The organism is Streptomyces sp. Xyl84 (genome assembly GCF_059731885.1).
In genome coordinates this window covers 360,871-377,388 of record NZ_AP029183.1, presented here as the reverse complement: position 1 = coordinate 377,388, position 16,518 = coordinate 360,871, and the positions used below count along the sequence as shown (strand labels likewise).

Genomic DNA, 16,518 nt, shown 5'->3' with positions numbered 1-16,518 from the left:
CGGGCGGCTGGTCATAACACCGGTCTTATGCCCGATGGGAGGTCCCTTTTTTGCCATGCCCACGCTCATACTCGGCGCATCCCACTGACTCCCCGTTACGAAACTGGAGCAGACGTGCACCCCACCAGACTCACGGTGGCCCTCGCGGCGCTCACGCTGACGGCGGGCCTCGCGGGCACGCTCGCGAGCACCACCGCCGCGGCCGCCGAGGGCAGTTCCGCCCCTGCTGCCGCGCACCACCTCAGCCCGCTGCGCACCGGCGCCCTGGAGGCAAAGCTCAGCCCGGCCCAGCACAAGGCCCTGATCCAGAGCGCCCAGGACAAGACGGCCAGCACCGCCCGCACCCTCGGCCTCGGCGCCAAGGAGAAGCTGGTCGTCAAGGACGTCGTCAAGGACGCCGACGGCACGCTGCACACCCACTACGAGCGCACCTACGACGGCCTGCCCGTCCTCGGCGGCGACCTCGTCGTGCACACCCCGCCCGCCTCGCTCGCGGCCGGCACCGTGAACGCCACGTACAACAACAAGCACAAGATCGCGGTGTCCTCCACCACCGCGACCGTCGCCAGGGCGGCCGCCGAGAGCAAGGCGCTGAAGACCGCCAAGGCCCTCGACGCCACGAAGCCCGCCGCCGACAGCGCCCGCAAGGTGATCTGGGCCGGCAGCGGCACCCCGAAGCTCGCCTGGGAGACCGTGATCGGCGGCTTCCAGGACGATGGCACGCCCAGCGAGCTGCACGTCATCACCGATGCCACCACCGGCGAGGAACTGTACCGGTACCAGGGCATCGAGACCGGCGTCGGCAACACCCGCTACAGCGGCCAGGTCTCGCTGACCACGACCCAGTCCGGCTCGTCCTACAGCCTGACCGACGCCACGCGCGGCGGCCACAGGACGTACAACCTGAACCACGCCACCTCCGGCACCGGCACCCTGTTCTCGCAGAGCAGCGACACCTGGGGCGACGGCACCAACTCCACCGCCGCGACGGCCGGCGCGGACGCCGCCTACGGCGCGCAGGAGACCTGGGACTTCTACAAGAACACCTTCGGCCGCAACGGCATCAAGAACGACGGCCAGGCAGCCTACTCCCGCGTCCACTACGGCAACGCGTACGCCAACGCGTACTGGGACGACAGCTGCTTCTGCATGACCTACGGCGACGGCACCGGGAACAACGACCCGCTGACCTCGCTGGACATCGCGGGTCACGAGATGAGCCACGGCGTCACCTCCAACACCGCGGGCCTGAACTACAGCGGGGAGTCCGGCGGTCTCAACGAGGCGACCTCCGACATCTTCGGCACGGGCGTGGAGTTCTACGCCAACAACTCGTCCGACCCCGGTGACTACCTCATCGGTGAGAAGGTCGACATCAACGGCACCGGCGCCCCCCTGCGCTACATGGACAAGCCCAGCAAGGACGGCAACTCCGCCGACTCCTGGTCCTCCTCCCTCGGCAACCTGGACGTGCACTACTCCTCGGGCCCCGCGAACCACATGTTCTACCTGCTGTCCGAGGGCAGCGGCACCAAGACGATCAACGGTGTCACGTACAACAGCCCGACTTCCGACGGCGTGGCCGTCACCGGTATCGGCCGTGACGCCGCCTTGCGGATCTGGTACAAGGCGCTGACGTCGTACATGACGTCCAGCACCAACTACGCCGGTGCCCGCACCGCGGCCCTCAACGCCGCCTCCGCCTTGTACGGCGCCGACTCCGCGCAGTACGCGGCGGTCGGCAACGCGTTCGCGGGCATCAACGTCGGCAGCCACATCACCCCGCCGAGCAGCGGTGTGACGGTCACCAACCCGGGCAGCCAGTCCTCCACCGTGGGCGCCGCGGTCAGCCTCCAGGTCCAGGCGTCCAGCACCAACGGCGGCGCCCTCACCTACAGCGCCTCCGGCCTGCCCACCGGCCTGTCGATCAGCAGCTCCACCGGCGTGATCTCCGGAACGCCCACCACGGCCGGGACCTACAGCACCACCGTCACCGTGAAGGACTCCACCGGTGCCACCGGCACCGCGGCCTTCACCTGGACCGTCAGCACCAGCGGTGGCGGCGGTGGCTGCACCTCGACGCAACTGCTGGCCAACCCGGGCTTCGAGTCCGGCAACACCGGCTGGACCAACAGCGGCGTCATCACCAACGACACCCGTGAGCCGGCCCACAGCGGCTCCTACACCGCCTGGCTCAACGGCTGGGGCTCCGCGCACACCGACACGCTGTCCCAGACGGTGACCGTCCCCGCGGGCTGCAAGGCGACCCTGACCTTCTACCTGCACGTCGACACCGCGGAGACCGGCAGCACCGCCTACGACAAGCTGACGGTGACCGCCGGCTCGAAGACCCTGGCGACGTACTCGAACGCCAACGCGGCCTCCGGCTACAGCCAGAAGTCCCTCGACCTGTCCTCCCTGGCGGGCCAGACGGTCACGCTCAAGTTCACCGGCGTCGAGGACGCCTACCTCGCGACCGACTTCGTCGTGGACGACACCGCCCTGACGACCAGCTGAGCAACACTCGCCGGCACGGACCCGCACGCCCTCCCCGGGTGCGGGTCCGTGCCCGCTCACGGGTGAGGCGGCGGCCGCGGGAGGAGGACGCGGAGCCGCCGGGACGCGGATCACCGCCCCTCCGAACGCCTCCTCAAAACGGCCGAGTCGAGACGTTTGAAGCGGTCAGGCTCCGCGCGATGTCCGCTCACTCCATTGACGTGTACGCGACTGCGCCCTACCTTCTGACCGGTTAACCGAACTCCGTCCGATATGTCGAACAATCAGCAGCGGCGACCCCGCTCCGGATTCCACCGTGCCCCCCGGCGAGCCGGGGGCCGGGCCGTCGGACGGAGGACCCGCGGGGCTGTCCGGCCCTGCCGGGGGAGCCCCACCGTCGTCCCACTCCCAGGAGACCACTCATGTCCATGAGAACGTCCCGTGCATGGCGGGGCAGGCCGCTCGCCGTACTGGCCCTGGTGCTGGCCCTGGCCGGCGCGGTGCTCGGTGTGCAGACCTCGGCGGGCGGCACCGCCATGGCCGCCGGCTCACTGCCCTGTGACCTGTACGCCGCCGGCGGTACGCCCTGCGTCGCCGCGCACAGCACCACCCGTGCGCTGTACTCCGCCTACAACGGCCGCCTCTACCAGGTGAAACGCGCCTCGGACGGAGCCACCCGCGACATCGGCGTGCTGAGCGCGGGCGGTTACGCCGACGCCGCCGCACAGGACTCCTTCTGCGCGCGCACGAGCTGCCTCATCACTGTGATCTACGACCAGTCGGGCCGCGGCAACCACCTCACCCAGGCACCGCCCGGAGGGTTCTCCGGCCCCGCCGCGGGCGGATACGACAACCTCGCCGAGGCGTCCGCCGCTCCGGTCACGGTGGGCGGCCACAAGGCGTACGGCGTCTTCATCGCCCCCGGCACCGGATACCGCGACAACAGCACCAACGGCATCGCGACCGGGGACCAGCCGGAAGGCATGTACGCGGTCCTCGACGGCACCCACTACAACGGCGGCTGCTGCTTCGACTACGGCAACGCCGAGACCAGCAGCCGGGACACCGGCAACGGTCACATGGAGACCGTCTACTTCGGCAACATCAAGGTCTGGGGCTACGGCACCGGCAACGGCCCCTGGGTCATGGCCGACCTGGAGAACGGCCTGTTCTCCGGGGCCGACCGCGGCTACAACGCCAACAACCCCAGCGTCAGCCACCGCTTCCTCACCGCCGTCGTCAAGGGCGGACCGAACCACTGGGCGATCCGGTCCGGCAACGCCCAGTCCGGAGGCCTCTCCACCTCCTACGACGGGCCGCGCCCCAACGCCACCGGCTACAACCCGATGAAGAAGGAAGGAGCCATCATCCTCGGCATCGGCGGCGACAACAGCAACAGCTCCGCCGGGACCTTCTACGAGGGCGTCATGACCTCCGGCTACCCCTCGGCCGCCACCGAGAACGCGGTACAGGCCGGCATCAACGCGGTCGGCTACGCCACCTCCTCCGCGGCGAGCGCACTCACCGTGGGCTCCCGCGTCTCGCTGCGAGCCACCACCGCCTGCTGCACCAGCCAGTACCTGCGGCACGACAGCGCCGGCACCAACGCCTCCATCGCCACGGTCTCCTCCGCCAGTGCCCCGGCCGACAGGGCCGCCGCCACCTGGATCGTGCGCGCGGGCCTGGGCGACGCCTCCTGCGTCTCGTTCGAGTCCGCCGACAAGCCGGGGCAGTACCTGCGCCACTACGACTTCCGCCTGCGCGTCGACAGCATCGACGGCGGGCTCGCCCAGCAGGACGCCACGTTCTGTCCGCAGGCCGGTCACAACGGCCAGGGCATCTCGCTGCGATCCGCCAACTACCCGAGCGACTTCGTCCGCCACTACGACTACGCCGCCTACATCGCGGGCCAGGGCGGATCCCACGACTGGGACAGCGCGACCGCCTGGCCCGACGACACGAGCTGGGCCGTGACCTCCCCCTGGGCCTGACGCCGGACCCGCACCGCACACGCTGCGCCACCCGCCCCGGGTGGCGCAGCCGGACGGCCGGTGCGCCGGGGACCGACGTCGGGGACGTACTGGCCGGGGCGTCCAGCCGGGACGGTCAGGCTGTGGCGCGCATCACATTCGGTTCATGTCACGTCCGGACCCTCTGCGCCCATCTGGTGGGCGTCAGTGAGTGAGCCGAGGAGGACGTGACGATGAGCGCACAGCAGGAGACCGGCACGGCGAGCACCCACCGCGTGGTGATCCTGGGGGCGGGCTACGCGGGCATGGCCGCGGCCGTCCAGCTCGCGGCCCGCGCCCGGCGGCACGAGGACGTGCGGGTGACCGTGGTGAACGCGCAGGAGCGGTTCACCGAACGCATGCGGCTGCACATGACGGCGACCGGGCAGCGGCTCGCCGAGCTGAGCGTCCCGCACCTCCTGGAGGGCACGGGCGCGCGGTTCGTGCGCGGCTGGGTCACGGCGGTGGACGCCGGCACGAAGACCGTGCGGATCGACGACGACCGGGTGCTGCCCTACGACACGCTGGTGTACGGACTGGGCGGGATCGCCGACACCTCGGCCGTGCCGGGAGCGGAGGACCACGCGTACACCCTGAGCAGTGCCCAGGACGCCGAGTTGCTGGCCGGCCGGCTTGCGCGGCTCGGCAGCGGCACGGTGGTGGTCGCCGGCACCGGGCTGACCGGCATCGAGTCGGCCGCGGAGATCACCGAACGGCATCCGCGGCTGAACGTCGTGCTGCTGGGCGCACAGGAGCCCGGCGCGGCCATGAGCCCCAGGGCCAAGGCGTATCTGCGCACCGCGCTGGACCGGCTGGGCGTCCGGGTGCGGGCCGGCGTGGAGGTGGCCAAGGTGCTGCCGGGCGCGGTGGAACTGGTGGGCGGGGAGAGCGTCCCTGCCGACGCGGTCCTGTGGACCGGCGGCACACGGGGGTCGCGGCTGGCGGCCGCCGCCGGGCTGACCGTCGACGAGCGCGGGCGCATCGTCACCGACCCCGCGCTGCGGTCGGTGTCCCACCCCGAGGTGTACGCGATCGGTGACGCGGCCGCGGTCCGCCAGGGCCACGGCGTCCTGCACGGCACCTGCCAGGGCGGCATGCCGACCGGGGTGCACGCCGCGCTGTCGATCGACCGAGTGCTCAGGAGCAAGCGGCCCAAGCCGTTCCGGTTCGGCTACTACCACACGCCGGTGAGCCTGGGACGAGGCGACGCAGTGGTGCAGTTCACCCGGCCCGACGACAGCCCGCGCCGGATCTGCCTGACCGGACGGGCGGCCGTCCGGTACAAGGAGACGGTGACCGCATCGCCCTGGCCCACGTACGGCCGTATGAAGAAGATGCCCGCCTCGGGCGCGTTCTGGCCCCGCGGGGGCCGCTTCACCCGGGTCCGGAGGGCCAAGTGACCGACCTGTCCGCCCAGCCCGACCAGCAGGTCTTCCACGAGCACCGGCGGCTGCTGTTCTCCGTGGCCTACCGCCTCCTCGGCAGCGCGGCCGACGCCGAGGACGCGGTCCAGGACGCCTGGATCAAGTGGTCCGCCGCCGACCGCTCGCAGGTGGCCGACCCCAGGGCGTACCTGACGCGGATCGTCTCGAACCTGGCACTGGAACGGCTGCGGTCCACCCGGCACAAGCGGGAGACCTATGTCGGACCGTGGCTGCCGGAGCCCATCCTCACCGGCGGCGACGCCTCCGAGGCCGTCACGGGCGCCGAGTCGGTGTCGATGGCCCTGCTGGTGGTGCTGGAGACGCTCAGCCCGCTGGAGCGCGCGGTGTTCGTGCTGAAGGAAGTATTCGGCTTCAGCCACGCCGAGATCGCGGAGGCGGTGGAGCGTTCCGAAGCCGCGGTGCGGCAGGCCGCGCACCGGGCCCGCGAGCACGTACGGGCCCGGCGGCCGCGCTTCACCGCCGACCGCAGGCGGCAGCGCGAGACCACCGAGCGGTTCTTCGCCGCCGCGACCGGCGGGGACGTCAACGCCCTGATGGAGCTGCTGTCCCCGGACGTCACCCTGTGGACCGACGGCGGCGGCAAGGTCCGCCAGGCCCTGCGCCCGGTGGTGGGCGCGGCCACGGTGGCCGCCTGGTTCGCGGCCATCGGCACCGTCCCCTACCAGGGCGTGGAGCCCGCCGACATGAGAGCCGAACTCGCCGAGATCAACGGTGGGCCGGGCGTGGTGTTCAGCGGGCCGGGACGTGTGATCGCCACCCTCACCTTCGATTTCGACACCGAGGGCCGTATCACCGCCCTCCACAACGTGGCCAACCCGGACAAACTCCGGGCCGTCACCGATGGCACCCCGTACGACGTCGGGACGCGGTGAGCGCCGTCCCGGCCGGACCGCCACGGTGGGCGTTCCCCGTTCAGACGAAGAACGCGTTCATGCCCGCGACGTCGGACAAGTACGTCTCGATGCTCGCGATCCTGCCGTCGCGCAGGCGGCAGACGGTGGAGAGGTGCTCGTCCAGGCGGAGTTCGCCCCGGCGGGCGGTGTTGTGCAGGGACAGGGCCATGTTCTCGCGGCTGACCAGGATGTGCAGCAGTTCGAAGTCGAGCCCGTAGGAGGCGATCTTCTTCGCCCGCTCCACGACCTCCTCGGCGCCGTCGGCCGTACCGGAGATGGTGTTGTCGCCGGGCAGCGTCCAGGTGGCGTCGTCGGTGAGCAGGGCGCGGATGCCGTCCCAGTCGCCGGCGGCGAGGCAGGAGTGGAATGTCCTGCCGAGCTGGTACTGGGCCTCGTAGTGGGACATGGGTCTCCTCGGGAAGTCTACTTAACGCGGCGATCACCGCTTTAAGCGACTCTAGGAGGGTGGTGCACTAAAGCGCAAATCATTGCTTTAAACTGAGGGGGTGACCGCCAAAAGCAAAGAAAGCCGCCCCGGAGGCCGGAGCGCCCGGGTGCGCGCCGCCGTGCACCGGGCGACCGTGGAACTGGTGCAGGAAGTCGGCACCGACAAGGTGACCATCCCCGCGGTGGCGCGCCGCGCCGGCGTCAACCCGAGTTCTGTCTACCGCCGTTGGGGTACGACCTCCGCCCTCCTGGCGGACGTGGCCGCCCGGCGGCAGGACGAGGGGACGCCCGAGCTGCTCGGTGATCTGCGCAAGGACCTCGAACAGGCCGCCGTGTGGACGCTCACCGACCTGTCCCGGCCGGGAGGCGTGGCGTTCTTCCGCGCCGAAGTCGCACCGGACGTCGACGAGCGCCGCGCCGGGCTGCGCGAGTGCCTGGAGCGGGTCAGCACCCGGTTCCACGCGGCCCTGGAGGCCGCGGCCCGGCGGGGGGAGGCGACCCCCGCGCTGGAGCAGGTGCTGGACCGCGTGGTCGCGCCCCTCTACTTCAGGGTGGTGTTCTCCATCCCGGAAACGGACGAGGACTACGCACGAGCCCTGGTCGCCGAGTTGTACGACCGGCACGCCGCGGCCGCGGAACCCGCCCCGGCGCACACCACAGGTGTGCACACCGGGCGGTCCGCGCACGAGACACCTGCCCGGTCCCGCGACACCCGCGTCAGCGACCCCGGTCCACGGTGAAACCCGCCCGGAACGCGCCGCCGTCGGGGCAGGTGCCGTCGACACCCCACTGCGACAGGCGCCCGACGGGGTCGGGACCGGCGGAGGAGAAGTTCCCGGCCGGGGCGATGGTGGCCTGGCCGGTGTACACCGCGCCCTGGGTGCGGCGCAGCGTCACCGTCCCGTCCCGGAAGGCCTGGGACGTGGCGTCGACGGTGTGCGACGTGCCGGTGTCGCAGGTGACACGGATCGTGACCGTACCCCCGGCCTCGACCGTCGTCGGTGAGACCTGCGCCGCCGGGTTCGCCGCCGCCCCGGAGGCGAACAGGCCCACGCTCAGGACCGCTGTGACGAGGGAGAGGGGTGCCCTTGTGCCGCGCATGTGTCCTCCTCACTGCCGGCCGGCGCTCTCGTCCCAGTGCAGGGCCTCCCTCCCGGCGCGGCATCTCCGTTAGGCCGAACGGGTGACGTGAATGCTCTGCTCGAAAGGCTCCACGACGGCGTGCGGCACCCGCGCCGGCCTGACGGCGGACCCCCGCCGGTGGCGGTGCCCGTCTCCCGGAGGGAGGGTGGTGTGCGGACACCCGGGCGTGTGCGGACACCGGCGTCCACGCGCAGGCATCCGGTGGCAGGAGAGACCGGCGCGCCCCGGACCGCGGGGCGGTGCACCACGGGCAGGGTGTGCCCCGGCAAGGGGCACGGTGCGCCACGCACAAGGGACGCCACAAGCAGGGGTGCGTCCCCGACAACGTGTGTGTGCGCCCCCGACAACGTGCGTCACCAGCAAGGTGCGCCATGGGCAAGGGAGTTCCAGGACATGGAATCGATCCGTTCGCTCGCCGGTACGGCCGCCGCGGCCGTACTTCTGGCGCTTCCCCTCACCATGCTCCCGGCGGCTGCCGCCACGACCGACGACTGCACGAGCGCGCAGGCGGCCGCGGACCGGGCCCGGAAGGATTTCGACGAGACGAAGAAGGCCTACGAGGCCCAGATCGCCGCGGGCGGGCACCCGGGCGCCGCCGGGCGCCAGGAACTCGCGGACGCCGATGTCCGGCGCAGCGTGACCGCCGCCGAGGCTGAACGGGTCTGTGACAGCACCGCCTGACGGCGCGTTCCGCCGGGGCTCCCGGCCCCCGGGGCGGGCTCTGAGCGGGACGGGCTCTGTGAGGTCGTGGAGCGGCTGAGGCCAGGGGGCGGCTCAGGTCGTGGGGCGGTTGAGGTGATGGAGCGGCTGGGGTCAGGGAGCGGTGGGGTCGAGGAGGGTGCTGACGAGGTGGTGTGCGTAGGGGGTGCTGAGTTCCTGGGGGCGGAAGAGGATGCGGTACATGAGGGGGGCGACGATGCGGTCGATGACGGTCTCGGTGCCGGGTGTCTCCTCTCCGCGTTCGCGGGCGCGGGTGAGGATGAGGTCGATCTGCTGGGCTGCGTAGGCGGAGCACTGGCCGGCGTTGCCGCCGTCGGGGTCGCCGAGCAGGGCGTCGCGGATGTAGGCGCGGCCGGCCGGGGAGGACATCTCGTCGAGGAACTGTTCGGCCCAGGCCGTCAGATCGGCCGCCAGGGTGCCGTGGTCCCCGGGCGCGGTCTCGGGGCGCAGGTGCTCGACCGCTACGTCGGAGAGCAGCTCCTGCAGGTCTCCCCAGCGGCGGTAGACGGTCGACGGCGTGACGCCGGCGCGCTGGGCGATCATCGGTACGGTCAGGGCGTCGCGGCCCACCTCCGAGGCGAGTTCGCGTACGGCGGTGTGTACCGACGCCTGGACGCGGGCGCTGCGTCCGCCGGGGCGTACCATCTGCCTGCTCATGGCGACCATCTTAAAGCGAATTCGTTGCGTCTGGCGGGGGGTGGGGCCGGGGGGCGGGGCCGGCTCCCGCCCCACCTGGCCCGCGCGGGTTCGGCGGGCGGGAGACCCTCGGGTGCTGCTCCGCCTCGCCCCCGGGCACTCGGCACCCCACTCCGCACCCCGCACCACGTACCCCGCGACCGCTACCCGGCCGCTGCCGCGGGGTCCGGCGGTTCGTTCACGCGGTGTGCGCGAGGGCGGAGGCGGGCCGGGTCTGTTCGTAGGCGTGGCCGGCCCGCAGGAGCACGTCCTCCTCGAGCGGCCGCCCGAGCAGCTGCATGCCGATCGGCAGTCCTGCGCTGTCGTGGCCCACGGGCACGGACAGGGACGGTGTTCCGGTGATGTTGGCGGGGGAGGAGAGGCGTACGTAGGCGTCGGAGACACCTTCGACGGTGCCGTCGGTCCAGGTGATGGTCTCCTGGCCGGCTCTGACGGCGGTGGTCGGGACGGTGGGGGCGGCGACAAGGTCGACCTCCTCGAGCATACGGGCCCATTCCTGCCGCAGGAGGGTGCGGGCGCGCTGGGCGCGCAGGTAGTCCCCGGCGGTCATCAGTTCGCCCGCTTCGAGGAGGATGCGGACGTCGGCCTGGTAGAGGTCGGGGACCGTGCGCAGGGTGGTCTCGTGGTAAGCGGTGGCCTCGGGCACCATCAGCCCCCACTGGATGGCCCGGATGTAGCGCGTCATGGGGATCTCCACCTCGACGAGGCGGGCGCCGAGGTCCCGGAGCTGGTCGATGGCGCGGCGGACGGCGTCTTCGGTCTCGGGGTCGACACGGTCGAAGTAGTAGGTGCGCGGCACGCCGACCCGCAGTCCTGTCAGGTCCGTGCCCGCCCGCGGCCGGTAGTCCGTGGCGGGTGCGGACAGGGAGGCGGGGTCGCGGGGGTCGTGCCCGGCCAGGGCGGTCAGGACCAGGGCCGCGTCCTCGGTGGTGCGTGTGATCGGGCCGACGTGGTCCAGTGACCAGGACAGCGACGTGACGCCGTGGCGGGGGAGGAGGCCGTAGGTCGGCTTGAGGCCGACCACGCCGTTGAGCGCGGAGGGCACCCTGATGGATCCGCCGGTGTCGGTGCCCAGGGCGAAGGTGGCCATGCCGGCGGCGACGGCGACGGCGGAGCCGCCGCTGGAACCGCCGGCGACCCGGTCCGTGTCCCAGGCGTTGTGGGTCTGCGGGGTGGTCAGGCCGTAGGCGAACTCGTGCGTGTGGGTCTTGCCCAGCAGGACCGCGCCGGCCCGGGCCAGGCGGGCGGCGACCGTGCTGTCGGTGTGCGCGCGGTGGCCGGCGCGGACGCGGGAACTGGCCGTAGTCGCCGAACCCGCCACGTCGATCAGGTCTTTGAGGCCCATGGGGATGCCGTGCAGCGGACCGCGGTGGCGGCCGGCCGCGATGTCGTGTTCGGCGTCCCGCGCGGCGCTTCGGGCCCGGTCCGCGACGACGCTGACGTAGGCCTGGAGGTGCGGCTCCCGCTGCGCGATGCGCTCCAGGACGGAGTCCGTCAGCTCGACGGGGGACAGTTGCCGGGTGCGGATCGCGTCGGCGGCTGCGGTCAGGGTGAGTTCATACGGCTGCATCGTGCGTCTCCTGTCCCGCTCGGTAGGCGGGGGCGGGCGGGGTGTCGCCGAAGTCCAGCTCGCGCAGGACGGCGACGACGGAGTGGATGTGGTCGGCGGTGGCTGCGACCGCGGCGTGGCGGTCGGCCGGCAACGGGAGCCCGCCACGGGCGGCCCAGCGGGCCGCTTCGGGCGGGGTGAGTTCTGCGGCGGACATGAACTTCCTTCTTCGCGGGCTTCGAAGCTCCGCGGGCTTCGCGGACTTCGCGGGTTTTCGGTGGGCTTCGGACGGATCGCGGGCCTCGCGGGCTGCGTGGGCTCCGCGGGTTTGCTGCGTGACGTTCTGGGGTTCTGAGGTTCTGACGTTCTGAGGTTCGCCGGAGGGGCGAAGCGCGCGGCGCGCTACCGGCGACCGCAAAAGCTAAGTATTTGCGTTAGCCCACTGTAGGGTCTACGGTGAATAAACGCAAACGAATAGCTTTTAGCGGTGAGGAGCAGAGGAGTCCCATGCCCACCGTCACACCACGAGCACCGGCGTCCGGCCCCTCCCCGGCCGTCCGCACCCGCACGGCCCGCCCCGGGGCTCCCTTCGCCCTGAACGCCTCGGTCCTCGCCACGTTCCTCGCGGCATCGAGCGCGCCCACGCCGCTCTATCCCCACTACCAGGACGCCTGGCACCTGTCCGCGCTCACCGTCACGGTGGTCTTCAGCGCCTACTCCCTGACCCTCCTGCTGGCCCTGCTCACCACCGGAGCGCTCTCCGACCACCTGGGACGGCGCCCCGTCCTGGTCGGTGCCCTGGCGTCGGAGGTGGTCTCCATGGTGCTGCTGGCCTCGGCGGACGGCGCCGGCGCACTGATCGCCGCCCGTGTCGTGCAGGGCGCGGCCACCGGTGCGGCCACCAGTGCCGCGGGCGCGGCCCTCCTCGACCTGGCGGACCCCCGGCGCCCCGGCCGGTCCGCCCTGACCAACAGCATCGCCCCGGTGGCAGGCATGGCCGCCGGCGTCCTGGCCTCCACCCTCCTCATCCGTCTCGCCCCCGCCCCGGCCGTCACCGTCTACGCCGTGCTGGCAGTCCTCTTCGCAGCCCAGGCGGTCGCGGTCGTGCTCACCCCGGAGACGGCCCGACCGCGCCCCGGCGCCCTGCGCTCCCTGCACCCGCACCTCGCCGTGCCACCGCCGGCCCGGCGCGCCCTGCTCGCGGGCGGCACCGGCGTCGTCGCCGTCTGGGCCCTGGGCGGCTTCTACTCCTCCCTCGGGCCGGCGCTGGTGCGCCTGGTGGCTCCCGGCGCCCCGCAGGAGGCCGGCGGCATGGTCTTCTTCACGCTCACCGCCGCTGCCACCGTGACCGTGTGGACGCTGCGCCGGGCGGCGCCGCGCGCCGTCGCCGCGGGCGGCAGCCTGGCCGTCCTGCCCGCCGGCGCTCTGACGCTGAGCGCTCTGCACGGCGCCGGCCTGCCCGCCCTCTACGGCGGAGCGGCCCTGGCCGGGACCGCCTTCGGCGCCGTCTCCCAGGGCGCGCTGCGCATGACACTCGCCTCACTCGACGAGCAGGACCGTGCCGCGACCCTGGCCGCCTACTACGCCCTCAGCTATCTCTCCATGAGCCTGCCCGCCGTCGCCGCGGGCGCCGCCACCGGGCACTACGGGCTGCGCGCCACCGCCCATGCCTACGCCCTCACCGCCGCCCTGCTCGCCGTCGCGGCCCTGGCCGCACTCGGCGTGTCGAGGAGCACCCCGGCCCACCGCCCACCCGAAGGCACCGCACGCACCGACACCCCATGCCTCGCCACCGCCCACCCGGTGGCCCCCCGCACACCGAAACCGCGCACCGCGGCAGCGCACGCCCCGGCAGCGCACGCACCAGCGCCTCCGCACACCGACACCGCACATTCCGACGCCCACACCTGACGACACCCCCGCGCTCCGGTACCGCACGCAGCGACATCGCACGCACCGGCACCACACACCCCGACACCTTCCCGCAACGACCTTCCGTAACGACACTCCGTAACGACACCCCGCAACGACACTCCGCAGCGACACCCGAAGGACAGCCCGATCATGAGCACCGCACCCACCCCCCACCCGACCGCCGCGGCCTCCTGGACCGTGGGGGACGTCACCGTCCACCGCATCGACGAGACCCCCCTGCCGCCCGCCACCGGCCCCTGGCTGCTGCCCGACGCCACCCCGGACCTCGTCACCGCGCAGGACTGGCTCCACCCCCACTTCGCCGACGCCGAGGGCACCCTCCGCATCGACAGCCACAGCTTCGCCTTCACCCTCGGCGGTCTGCGGATCCTGGTCGACACCGGCATCGGCAACGGCAAGCAGCGGGCCAACCCCGCCTGGCACGACCTGAACACCGGCTACCTCCACCACCTCACCGCCGCCGGGTTCCCCCCGGACTCGGTCGACCTGGTGATCCTCACCCACCTGCACGCCGACCACGTCGGCTGGAACACGCGGAAGGCGGACGGCGACTGGGTTCCGACCTTCCCCCGCGCCCGCTACCTGACCGCCCGCACCGAGCGGGAGTTCTGGGCCGGGTACGACATGGACGAAGCACGCGCGCAGATGTTCCGGGACTCCGTGATCCCGGTGGAGGAGGCGGGGCTGCTCGACCTCGTCGACGTCCCCGCCCACGGTGCAGGCATCGTCCCCGGGCTGCGCCTGCTCCCCACACCGGGGCACACCCCCGGACACGTCGCCGTCCAACTGACCAGTCACGGCCGGACGGCTGTGATCACCGGCGACTGCATCCACCACCCCGTCCAGTTCGCCCACCCCGCCATCGGCGCGTGCGTCGACATCGACCCCCAGCAGTCCGAGACCTCGCGCCGCACCCTGCTCGACTCCCTCGCCGGCACGGACACCCTCGTCCTGGGCACCCATTTCGCCCCGCCCACAGCCGGCCATGTCACCCGCCACGAGAACGGTTACCGCCTCTCGCCCGTCCACCCCGACGCGCACTGACGAGCGGCTGCCGGCCCGAAGACCACCCGGCCGCCACGGGAGACGCCCGCCGGCCACCACCGGAGACACCCCGGCAAGCTCCCCGCAGACACGGGCCACGCCGGCACCGCCGCTGCGCACGCAAGGCCGCGGTAATTCGATGGCGTGCACGCGGCGGTGCGATCACCCTGGTCCGGTGACAGAACCCAAGCACCGGATCCGAGCCCTTCACACGGACTCCACGATCACTGTCTACCAGGCGTACAGCCCGGAGATCGGCCGGGCAGCAGCCCGGGACGGCCGATTCCCGGCGGAGTGGCGGCGGGATCGGATGACGTGGATCAAGCCGTCATTCCTGTGGATGATGTACCGCTGCGGATGGGGCACCAAGGAAGGCCAGGAGAACGTCCTCGCTGTCGAGATCACCCGGGACGGCTTCGAGTGGGCCCTGCGGCACGCCTGCCTGTCCCACTACGAACGCGGACTCCACGCCGAACACGACGTGTGGAAACGGCAGTTGAAGCGGGCTCCTGCCCGGGTGCAGTGGGACCCCGAGCGCGACCTGCACCTTCAGCCGCTTCCCTACCGCTCGCTCCAGCTCGGCCTCGCGGGCGAAGCCGCCCGTCTCTACGCCGACGAGTGGATCGTCTCCCTCACCGATGTCACACCGCTGGCCCGCGTGATCCACGCTCATGTACGAGACGGAGAACTGGACGTCGCCCGGCAACTCCTGCCGCATGAAGGCCCCTACCCCGTGAGCGATGAGGTTCTGGCCCACCTGCGCCCGTAGGCGGCCCCCGCCGCGTTCCTCACCGGGTCGGTCGGCACCGTCACGCAGGCTCGCGCCGGCCCGAACGACGGATACATCCGCGACGGCCGCCGACCACACACGGCGCGCGGTGCGTGCAGCACCTCCTCAACGACGTCATAGCGGGCCAGGGCCCGCCCACTTGCCGGTTCAGCAAGGTTGATTGCTGCTCGCGGACGGCTGGGCGCAGGCTGCGTTCGGAAGCACCGGCTCACACCGCGGAGCCGGTGCCCCGTGGACTGCAGACCCGGTCGTTTCCCTTGTTCGCTGCGTAATCCCCGGCCGGAGTGCTGCACCAGCAGTCACCAGTTCCTTGCACGCAGAGGAGTCGGCGGATGGAAAATCGCCATGTCGTGATCATTCCGATCGAGATCGACGAAGAGAAGGAAAGCTCCTACCTGGACGCCTGGCAGGATGCCGCCGACGTGATGGCGGCTCAACCCGGGTTCATCCGGACGTACATGTTCCGCACGATCGTTCCCGGGAGCAGGTTCCATCTCGTCAACGTGGCGGAATGGGAGTCCACCGCTCACTGGGAAGAGGCGATGAACGTCTGCCCGATGCTGGGGCAGCAGATAGCCGTCGCCCACGCCTCGAACTACGAGGCGATCCGGACGGTCCTGCCCGCCCCGCGGCAGGACCCGGAACCCGGTGACGGACACACACCCGTCCACCTGTCTCCTGCCGAGACACGCCGCCGCGTCCTGGACGGTGACCTCACGCTGGTCGACGTCCGCGAAGACGATGAATGGGCCGCGCGTCACCCGGCCGGCGCCGTCCACGTCTCCCTCAGCACGTTCCCGGACTCGTTGCCGGGTCTGCCGGACGGCCCGCTGGCCTTCGTGTGCCGCACGGGCGCACGCAGCGTGCGGGCCGGTGCGCACGCGATCCGCGCGGGCCGTTCCGCCGTCTACAGCGTGGCAGGCGGCCTCGAGGCATGGGAGGCGGCAGGGCTGCCGGTCGCCCTTCCCGAGCGCGCGGGTCCCCTGAGCAACGACGCCCGTGCCGAAGCCGCGGCACGCGAGGACTGACCGAAGCAGAACCGGCGGATGACCGTCGCATGCGTCTGTCCGCATGCCTCTGCCGGCGTGAGTCTGACGGCAGGCGTCGGTATGAGCCTGCCGGCCTGCCGGCAGCTGATACCGACGCCATGTTTGCCGGCACGCGTCCGGCCGGCCGATTCATCCGCCTCGCACCCCGCTCGGAATTCTCCGCTGCCGTCTCCGACGGTGACCGTCGTGAAACGGATCAGGACATGGAGAGCGCGGACGTCACGAGCGGCTCCGAACGGTACGAGCGTTCCGGAGCCGCGGCGGCGGCTTTCCGATACGGAAATGCCCGGGGTGCACCCTCT

The 16,518-nt window shown here is 71.9% G+C and carries 15 protein-coding genes; 10 read left to right on the top strand and 5 right to left on the bottom strand.

Annotation, left to right across the window (positions count from 1 at the left end):
- Window positions 1-114: 114 nt before the first annotated feature.
- The 4 genes from AC6I72_RS33410 to AC6I72_RS33395 all read left to right on the top strand — a co-directional run bounded on the left by AC6I72_RS33410 (window position 115) and on the right by AC6I72_RS33395 (window position 6,822).
- Entirely contained in the window at window positions 115-2,517 is a 2,403-nt protein-coding gene (locus AC6I72_RS33410; RefSeq protein WP_498005198.1) for a M4 family metallopeptidase, read from the top strand.
- A gap of 401 nt (window positions 2,518-2,918) precedes the next feature.
- Window positions 2,919-4,487: an alpha-L-arabinofuranosidase B gene (locus tag AC6I72_RS33405; RefSeq protein WP_498005197.1), complete on the top strand. Its 1,569-nt coding sequence runs from the start codon at window positions 2,919-2,921 to the stop codon at window positions 4,485-4,487.
- A gap of 212 nt (window positions 4,488-4,699) precedes the next feature.
- Complete coding sequence (locus tag AC6I72_RS33400) at window positions 4,700-5,905, top strand: NAD(P)/FAD-dependent oxidoreductase (protein ID WP_498005196.1); 1,206 nt, start codon at window positions 4,700-4,702, stop codon at window positions 5,903-5,905.
- Window positions 5,902-6,822: an RNA polymerase sigma-70 factor gene (locus tag AC6I72_RS33395; protein ID WP_498005195.1), complete on the top strand. Its 921-nt coding sequence runs from the start codon at window positions 5,902-5,904 to the stop codon at window positions 6,820-6,822. Before AC6I72_RS33400 ends, AC6I72_RS33395 begins: the two co-directional genes overlap by 4 nt.
- Before the next feature lie 40 nt (window positions 6,823-6,862).
- On the opposite strand, the gene AC6I72_RS33390 is transcribed toward AC6I72_RS33395, so the two are convergent.
- Window positions 6,863-7,249 (bottom strand): nuclear transport factor 2 family protein, encoded by a 387-nt coding sequence (locus tag AC6I72_RS33390; RefSeq protein ID WP_498005194.1) that lies wholly within the window; start codon window positions 7,247-7,249, stop codon window positions 6,863-6,865.
- A 100-nt stretch (window positions 7,250-7,349) separates the two neighbouring features.
- Here AC6I72_RS33390 and AC6I72_RS33385 point away from each other — a divergent pair, with 100 nt between their 5' ends.
- The gene (locus AC6I72_RS33385; RefSeq protein ID WP_498005193.1) at window positions 7,350-8,030 is read left to right on the top strand and encodes a TetR/AcrR family transcriptional regulator; all 681 of its coding nucleotides are present in this window, start codon (window positions 7,350-7,352) and stop codon (window positions 8,028-8,030) included.
- Here the strand turns inward: AC6I72_RS33385 and AC6I72_RS33380 are convergent.
- Window positions 8,008-8,391: a hypothetical protein gene (locus AC6I72_RS33380; RefSeq protein WP_498005192.1), complete on the bottom strand. Its 384-nt coding sequence runs from the start codon at window positions 8,389-8,391 to the stop codon at window positions 8,008-8,010. The two genes, AC6I72_RS33385 and AC6I72_RS33380, sit on opposite strands and share 23 nt — an antisense overlap.
- Window positions 8,392-8,826: 435 nt before the next feature.
- Here AC6I72_RS33380 and AC6I72_RS33375 point away from each other — a divergent pair, with 435 nt between their 5' ends.
- Entirely contained in the window at window positions 8,827-9,114 is a 288-nt protein-coding gene (locus AC6I72_RS33375; protein ID WP_498005191.1) for a hypothetical protein, read from the top strand.
- A 132-nt stretch (window positions 9,115-9,246) separates the two neighbouring features.
- Here the strand turns inward: AC6I72_RS33375 and AC6I72_RS33370 are convergent, their stop codons facing one another.
- From AC6I72_RS33370 to AC6I72_RS33360, 3 genes are all read right to left on the bottom strand, one after another.
- A complete protein-coding gene (locus tag AC6I72_RS33370) occupies window positions 9,247-9,810 on the bottom strand; it encodes a TetR/AcrR family transcriptional regulator (RefSeq protein WP_498005190.1) in 564 nt (187 codons plus the stop codon).
- Window positions 9,811-10,027: 217 nt separating this feature from the next.
- On the bottom strand, window positions 10,028-11,419 hold the full coding sequence (locus tag AC6I72_RS33365) for an amidase (RefSeq protein ID WP_498005189.1): 1,392 nt from the start codon (window positions 11,417-11,419) through the stop codon (window positions 10,028-10,030).
- Window positions 11,406-11,615 (bottom strand): hypothetical protein, encoded by a 210-nt coding sequence (locus tag AC6I72_RS33360; RefSeq protein WP_037853426.1) that lies wholly within the window; start codon window positions 11,613-11,615, stop codon window positions 11,406-11,408. Before AC6I72_RS33360 ends, AC6I72_RS33365 begins: the two co-directional genes overlap by 14 nt.
- A 290-nt stretch (window positions 11,616-11,905) precedes the next feature.
- On the opposite strand from AC6I72_RS33360, the gene AC6I72_RS33355 reads away from it, so the two are divergent.
- From AC6I72_RS33355 to AC6I72_RS33340, 4 genes are all read left to right on the top strand, one after another.
- On the top strand, window positions 11,906-13,309 hold the full coding sequence (locus AC6I72_RS33355) for an MFS transporter (RefSeq protein ID WP_498005188.1): 1,404 nt from the start codon (window positions 11,906-11,908) through the stop codon (window positions 13,307-13,309).
- Window positions 13,310-13,462: 153 nt separating this feature from the next.
- Window positions 13,463-14,377, top strand: coding sequence for an MBL fold metallo-hydrolase (locus AC6I72_RS33350; protein ID WP_498005187.1), 915 nt, complete (start codon window positions 13,463-13,465; stop codon window positions 14,375-14,377).
- Window positions 14,378-14,516: 139 nt separating this feature from the next.
- The gene (locus tag AC6I72_RS33345; protein WP_498005186.1) at window positions 14,517-15,146 is read left to right on the top strand and encodes a DUF4291 domain-containing protein; all 630 of its coding nucleotides are present in this window, start codon (window positions 14,517-14,519) and stop codon (window positions 15,144-15,146) included.
- Between the two features lie 353 nt (window positions 15,147-15,499).
- A complete protein-coding gene (locus AC6I72_RS33340; protein ID WP_498005185.1) occupies window positions 15,500-16,195 on the top strand; it encodes a rhodanese-like domain-containing protein in 696 nt (231 codons plus the stop codon).
- Window positions 16,196-16,518 lie beyond the last annotated feature (323 nt).